Genomic DNA, 6,459 nt, shown 5'->3' with positions numbered 1-6,459 from the left:
CCCTTGGGCAGCGTCGCATTGACCTTGCCGTAGTTGACATAGGGCCCGTATTTGCCGTCGCGCACGACGATCTTGCCGCCGCCGTCGGGGTGGTCGCCGAGGTCCTTGATCGCCGCGGGCGTGGCGCCATTGCGGCCGCCCTTGCCCTTCAGCTGCTTCTCCGCGATCACCGACACGGCACGGTTGAGGCCGATCGAGAACACGTCCTCGATGCTGTCGAGATTGGCATAGGTGCCGTCGTGCAGCACGAATGGGCCGTAGCGTCCGAGGCCAGCCGAAATCATCTTGCCGGATTCCGGGTGCTTTCCGACGTCGCGCGGCAGCGCCAGCAGCGCCAGCGCCTTCTCATGGTCGATCTGCTCGGCCGTCCAGCCCTTGGGCAGGCTGGAGCGCTTGGCCTCCTTGCCTTCTCCGCGCTGGATATAGGGGCCGAAGCGGCCGCTGCGCAGCGTGATTTCCTCGGCTGTGTAGGGGTCCTTGCCGAGCAGCCTTGTACCATCCTCGCCATTGCCGTTCTCGCCATTGGGATTGGCGGCGTCGCCGAGCTGGCGAGTGAAGGAGCATTCGGGATAGTTCGAGCAGCCGACAAAGGCGCCGAACTTGCCAAGCTTCAGCGACAGGTTGCCGGTGCCGCATTTCGGGCAGATGCGCGGATTTGAGCCGTCCTCCCGCGCAGGAAACACCAGCGGCGCCAGTTCGTCGTTGAGCGCATCGAGCACGTCGGTGACGCGCAGTTCCTTGATGTCGTCCACTGCGCCGGAAAAATCCTTCCAGAAATCGCGCAGCACGTCCTTCCAGGCGAGCTTGCCGTCGGAAATCTCGTCGAGCTTTTCCTCAAGCGAAGCGGTGAAGTCATATTCGACATAGCGCTCGAAGAAGCTTTCGAGGAAGGCCGACAGCAGACGGCCCTTGGCCTGCGGCACCAGCTTGCGGCGGTCGATGGTGACGTAGTCGCGATCTTCCAGCGTCTTCAGGATCGCCGTGTAGGTCGAAGGGCGGCCGATGCCGAGCTCTTCCAGCTTCTTGATCAGCGATGCTTCGGAATAGCGCGGCGGCGGCTCGGTGGTGTGCTGGGTGGCGTTGATCGCCTGGCGGGCAAGCAGCTCGCCGGCGCGGATCTCGGGCAGGCGGCGGCTTTCCTCGTCCTCCGCATCCTCGTCCTTCTGGTCGGTATAGGCGGCGATGAAGCCGTCGAAGCGAACGACCGAACCGACGGCGCGAAGCTCGGCGGTGCGGGCGCCGTTGACCGCCTCGATCTCGACCGTGGTGCGCTCGATCTCGGCCGGCTGCATCTGGCTGGCGATGGCGCGCTTCCAGATCAGTTCGTACAGCCGGGCCTGGTCGGCATCGAGATATTGCCGCACAGATGCCGGCGTGCGCTTGAAATCGGTTGGGCGGATCGCTTCGTGCGCTTCCTGGGCATTCTTGGCCTTGGTCGTGTAGAAGCGCGGCTTTTCCGGCAGGTATTTCTGACCGAATTCACTGACGATGGCATCGCGGGCGGCGTCGATCGCCTCCGGCGCCATCTGCACGCCGTCGGTTCGCATATAGGTGATCAGGCCGGCGGTCTCGCCGCCGATGTCCATGCCCTCATAGAGCCGCTGCGCGACCTGCATGGTGCGGGTGGCCGAAAAGCCGAGGCCCGATGATGCGGCCTGCTGCAGCGTCGAGGTAGTGAAGGGCGGGCCCGGATTGCGCTTGGTGGGCTTGGCTTCGACCGACAGCGCCTTGAAGCTTGCCCCTTCCAGCATCGCCTTGATGTCGTCGGCCTGCGCCTTGTTGGCGATGTCGAGTTTTTGCAGCTTCTTGCCGGCAAAGGCGGTCAGCCGCGCCTCGAAACTGTCGTTGCGCGGCGTGTTGAGGATGGCCGCGATCTGCCAGTATTCCTCGCGGATGAAGCGCTCGATCTCCAATTCGCGGTCGCAGACCAGGCGCAGCGCCACCGACTGCACACGGCCGGCCGAGCGGGCGCCGGGTAGCTTGCGCCACAGCACCGGCGACAACGTGAAGCCGACCAGATAGTCGAGCGCACGGCGCGCGAGATAGGCATCGACCAACGGCGCGTCGATCTGGCGCGGATTGGCCATCGCATCCAGCACCGAGGCCTTGGTGATGGCATTGAAGACGACGCGGCTCACCGGCTTGTCCTTCAGCGCGCGCTTCTGCTTCAGCACTTCCAGCACATGCCAGGAAATCGCCTCGCCCTCGCGGTCCGGGTCGGTGGCGAGGATCAGGCCGTCGGCGTCCTTGACCGCCTTGGCGATGTCGGCGAGCCGCTTGCCGGAAGCGGTGTCGACCGACCAGGACATGGCGAAATCCTCGTCCGGGCGCACCGAGCCATCCTTGGCCGGCAGATCGCGGACATGGCCGAACGAGGCCAGAACCCGATAGTTCTTGCCGAGATATTTGTTGATTGTCTTTGCCTTGGCCGGCGATTCGACGACGACGACGTCCATGAGGTCTCATATCAGCTGTGGGGCGGCGGAAGAATTCCACTGCGCACGACGCGTTCTTTTTCGTCGCTCACATGGCCGTGCTTTTGCAATCGGTCAAGGGCAAGCGGCCAAAATGCGGGGACGTCCGCGGCAATACACTCTTAGAGTGTATGGAGAAGATCACATAATTTCGGGAAGGGCCGCCAGTGTATCGAGCCACCGGACCGAGCCCTCCCATTCAAGCGATTCAGTGCAGTGGCAATGCCGATCGAAGCTGGTGCGACGAGCATCACTGGCATGGCGGAACTGGCCGCCGGATGTATCCGGCAGCCAGTCTATATTCGGCCAGTCTCGAGCCGAACTCAGTCGGCCTTGACGATGTGCCAGACGCCGGCGACGCCGTCGCCGCTCACATCGCCGGCCTTCTTGTCCTTGACGAAGGTGTAAACCGGCTTGCCGTCATAGGCCCACATCTTGGTGCCGTCGGTGCGGTCGACGATCGTCCATTCGTCGTCCGCCTTGGCGCCGGCCTCGGCCTTCAGCGGCGGCCAGTTGGCGGCGCATTTGTCGTAGCAGTTCGACTTGCCCTTCTCATCCTTGTCGTAGGTGTAGAGCGTCATGCCCATGACATCGGTGTAGATCTTGGTGCCGCCGACCTCGGCTTCCTTCCACGCCTCGGCGGCAAGGGATGCGGCGGTGCTGAGCAAAAGCGCGGCCAACCCGGCTGTGATCGTTTTCATGGAAATCTCCCTGACGTGATCCTAACGAAGCGTGCGGAAATCGCGGCCTCTTTCGGGTCAACGCATTCGACGTGCCGTTTCTTCCAATCCGGCCGCGGAGCGGCGACTTGCCACGTGATGGTGATTGGCGAAGACGGCATTCCGTCGCTATATCGGCGCCAGCACAAACGGAACTGCACGAAATGGCATTGGATATCGGCTATGTCAGCGCGGTCGGAGCGGGGGCGATCTCGTTCCTGTCGCCTTGCGTGCTGCCGCTGGTGCCGCCTTATCTCTGCTACATGGCCGGTGTTTCAGTCGATGATTTCCGCGGCGATGCCGGCGCTACCGCCAGGGCCGGCGCGCGCGGCGCGCTGATTGCATCCTCCATCGCCTTCGTGCTCGGCTTCTCCACCGTGTTCGTGGCGCTCGGCGCCGGCGCCTCGACCATCGGTCACTGGCTCCGCGTCTGGCAGGAGCCGCTGGCAATGGTGGCGGGCGCCCTGATCATCCTGATGGGCCTCAATTTCCTCGGCATCCTGCGCATCCCGCTCTTGTCGCGCGAGGCGCGCTTCCAGTCGCAAGGCAAGCCCGCCAGCCTGGTCGCCGCCTACATCATGGGGCTGGCTTTCGCCTTCGGCTGGACGCCTTGCATCGGCCCGGTGCTGGGGCCGATCCTGACGTTGGCCGGCGGGCGCGAGACGGTGGGCGAGGGCGCGCTGCTGCTTGCCGCCTATTCGCTCGGTCTCGGTATCCCTTTCCTGATCGCGGCGCTGTTTTCCGGCGCCTTCATGCGCTTTCTTGGAAAATTCCGCGTCCATCTCGGCCGCGTCGAAAAGGCGATCGGCGCGCTGCTGGTCGTCGCCGGCATATTCTTCCTCACCGGCGGCGTGCAGAGCGCGTCGTACTGGCTGCTGGAGACTTTCCCGGCGCTAGGGCGGCTGGGGTAGTTTGCTACTTTGTGCGCTGGATCGAACTGTGGACCTGCTGATTAAGAATCAGGGACTTGGGACGTCGCCAGGCCGGACGTGACGCGCAGGAGAGGGCATCCTTGCAACCGCGACGATCACTCCGGCACGCCGGAGATGCCCAGCGCCTCGACGTAACGCTCGGCGAACACCTTGTCTTGCCAAGGGTTGATCTGCCTCTGCAGGGTGAGCGTGTAGGTCGGAAACGCCTCCATCAGCCGCCGCGCCGCCGCCCGTGCCTCGTCCAGCCGGTTGAGTTTGACCAGCGCCATGATCACCACCCGGTGCGAGGAGCCGTAGTTCGGCATCTCCTGCAGCGCGCGTTCTCCCCATGCCAGCGCTTCCTCGTAGCGCTCGAGCATCAGATAGCTCATCCCGATGCCGGAGAGCGCGATGCCCTTCTCGGGGTCGACCGGGCTCAGCCGCATTGCCCGGTGAAAGTGCTCGATCGCGACGAGCGGGCGGCTGGAATGTGCGTTCACCCAACCGCAGCTCGTATGGCCCTGCGCCGAATTGGGATTGAGCATTAGGGATCGTTCGATCGTGGCCAGCGCCATCTCGTAGTCCTTCGCGCTGTAGGCCATCACCTGCGCGGCGAAGCGTAGGCTCGTAGGGTCGTCGCGCGCTTCCGCCAGCACTTCGCGCGCCATGCGCGCGGCGACCCGGATATCGTCGGGCTCGTGCCAGCACTGGCTTACGGATATGCTGCGGATATAGGCGCCGAGTGCCTTCGCCAAGTTGAAGTCAGGGTCGATGCTGAGCGCCTCGTTGGTGAGCCGACGCACGTCGGCAAAGCCTTCGCGGGTCATGCTGTAGAAGCGCGGCAGCGCGCGAAGGTAAAGGTCGTAGGCGCTCATGTAGTCGGTCGGCTTCATGCGCGCCTGCTTGATCTCCTCCAGCCGGATGCTCGGCTCGACGGCACCGACGACGCTTTCGGTCACCTTGTCCTGCAGGTCGAAGATGTCGCTCACGTCGCCCTCGAAGCGGTCGGTCCAGACATGGTGTCCGCTGATCGCGTCCACCAACTGCCCACTGATGCGCACCCGCGATCCTGCTCTGCGGATGCTGCCTTCGAGCACGTAGCGGACGCCCAACTCGCGCCCGACCTGGCGCAGGTCCACCGCCCGGCCCTTGTAGGTGAAGGACGAGTTGCGGGCGATCACGAAGAAGGAGTTCACCCGGCTCAATCCGGTGATGATGTCCTCCACCAGCCCGTCGGCGAAGTATTCCTGGTCGGGGTCGCCGCTCATGTTGGTGAAAGGCAGAACCGCGATCGAGGGTTTCTCGGGCAGGGGAGGCGGGGCAGCCACCGAGGCGCTGGCGTCGGTCTCGACGCGGTAGGCGCGCACAGGCCGCTCAATGTTCTTGAGGCGCAGCTCGCCGAGCGGCATGAAGCCGCAGTCGAGCTTGCCCTGAAGGTGGTCGTAGGCGGTGCCCGAGACGACCACGGTGCCGGGATCGGCGATGCCTTCGAGGCGGGCGGCGATGTTGACCCCGTCGCCATAGAGGTCGCCGTCCTCCTCGCAGATCACGTCGCCCAGATTGACGCCGATGCGCAAGCGAATCCGCTCTTCCTCGGGCGTCTCCGCCTCGTGTTCTGCCAGGGCCTGCTGGATTGCCATCGCCGAGGTCACCGCGTTAACGACGCTCGCGAACTCGCACAGCATGCCGTCGCCGGTGAGCTTGACGATCCGACCCTGATGCTCGGTGACCAGCGGTTCGAAGAGGTCCTTGCGGTAGATCTTCAGCCGCTCGAGCGTGCCGCGCTCGTCGCGCTCCGTCAGACGCGAATAGCCGACGACATCGCAAGCCAGGATCGCTGCGAGGTGGCGCTGCGTGGTCATTGCACCGCTCAGCCAAGCGCCTGCACGCGGGCCGCCCGGCGTCCATGTCCTGCTAACTTCCAGACGCCCCACGCGCATGGTATCCATCTCTCCCAGTCCGCCTCTCCCAGTCCGCCGGTTCGCTGATACAGAACGGAGAACGCAGCTTGCCTTCGCGAGATTTCGCCATCCCGCTTGTGAAGCGTGGAACGTTCCAGTCACCGCGCCAGCAGCCAACCGACGACACGCCCGCGCAGCCTCTGGGGACGCTGACTCACCACTCCCAGAAGGCCGGAGATATTTGCTGCCTTGTGTAACCGGTTGACGCCACCGTGTCGGTGCTTTTGTATCGGGGTGTCACACCGAACGTTCGCGCTTGGAGGTGTCGCAACGCTGCCGTCCGACGCAGGGGTGTGTCCGGTTGAAGCCGGAAAAGCGGTGAGGCAAATAGATCATAGCCAAATTTTCATATGAATTATCAAAAAGATAGAACGACGTAGAATTCCCAACGAAC

At 64.1% G+C, this 6,459-nt stretch carries 4 protein-coding genes; 1 reads left to right on the top strand and 3 read right to left on the bottom strand.

Annotated features, from left to right (window positions below; genetic code table 11):
• Both topA and EN745_RS27045 read right to left on the bottom strand, forming a co-directional pair.
• The coding region (gene topA, locus EN745_RS27050; RefSeq protein ID WP_127422666.1) for a type I DNA topoisomerase at window positions 1-2,456 on the bottom strand (2,456 nt) is incomplete at its 3' end.
• A gap of 341 nt (window positions 2,457-2,797) precedes the next feature.
• Complete coding sequence (locus EN745_RS27045; protein WP_126054304.1) at window positions 2,798-3,175, bottom strand: hypothetical protein; 378 nt, start codon at window positions 3,173-3,175, stop codon at window positions 2,798-2,800.
• Window positions 3,176-3,357: 182 nt separating this feature from the next.
• On the opposite strand from EN745_RS27045, the gene EN745_RS27040 reads away from it, so the two are divergent.
• The gene (locus EN745_RS27040; RefSeq protein WP_126054305.1) at window positions 3,358-4,104 is read left to right on the top strand and encodes a cytochrome c biogenesis CcdA family protein; all 747 of its coding nucleotides are present in this window, start codon (window positions 3,358-3,360) and stop codon (window positions 4,102-4,104) included.
• Window positions 4,105-4,220: 116 nt separating this feature from the next.
• Here the strand turns inward: EN745_RS27040 and EN745_RS27035 are convergent, their stop codons facing one another.
• Window positions 4,221-5,966 (bottom strand): adenylate/guanylate cyclase domain-containing protein, encoded by a 1,746-nt coding sequence (locus tag EN745_RS27035; protein ID WP_126054306.1) that lies wholly within the window; start codon window positions 5,964-5,966, stop codon window positions 4,221-4,223.
• Window positions 5,967-6,459 lie beyond the last annotated feature (493 nt).

It is taken from the genome of Mesorhizobium sp. M4A.F.Ca.ET.022.05.2.1 (assembly GCF_003998845.1).
Lineage (GTDB): Bacteria > Pseudomonadota > Alphaproteobacteria > Rhizobiales > Rhizobiaceae > Mesorhizobium.
This window is presented reverse-complemented; position numbering and strand designations above follow the sequence as displayed.